General features: G+C 43.9%; 2 protein-coding genes. Both read right to left on the reverse strand.

What is annotated here, in order from left to right; genetic code table 11:
• On the reverse strand, positions 1 to 354 hold a 354-nt coding region (locus R7Q11_RS28470; protein ID WP_318094484.1), incomplete at its 3' end, for a heme biosynthesis HemY N-terminal domain-containing protein.
• Positions 354 to 556, reverse strand: a 203-nt coding sequence (locus R7Q11_RS28475) for a uroporphyrinogen-III C-methyltransferase (protein ID WP_225467266.1), incomplete at its 5' end; no start/stop codon positions are given. The genes R7Q11_RS28475 and R7Q11_RS28470, both read right to left, overlap by 1 nt.

The raw sequence follows: 556 nt of genomic DNA on the forward strand, positions 1-556 counted from the left end.
TAGTGGCATATCGTGGTGATTTGCCCAACGAGTGACTTTCTTTTCAGCACCTTTCCAATCACCTTCAAGGAGCTTGATAATGCCTTCATTGGTGTAGCGACGAGAACGACGCATTTTACGTACGCTGAAGTAGTTCCAAGTGCTTGAGCTTGCGTAAACCAACTTTTTAATCAGGTATTCAAGGAGGAAAAGACCAGCTAGCGCAGCGATAACGAAGATCACCAAAGTGGTCACGCTCATTTCGATGGTCTTGTTTGCTATTGAGATCAGTACATATCCTTGTTGACCAGAAAACTGAGTACCGGCAAATAGACCTGCACCTAGAACGACAAATAGGAAAATAAGGCGAATCATTATTTATCCCCCGTACCTGTCATTGTTGTGACTTCACGACGTAGTCGCTCACGAATCACATCCGATAGCTGAGATTGGCTTTCCAGTTTTGCAGGGTACTCAACTTGAATATTTTGTTGGCTTAATTGGTTGAGTGCTTTGTTGAATTCTTTCACCGCATTGTCGTCTTGATTGAAGAAAGCCATCGCCCACTTGTCAGCTG

Source organism: Vibrio sp. 970 (assembly GCF_033339075.1).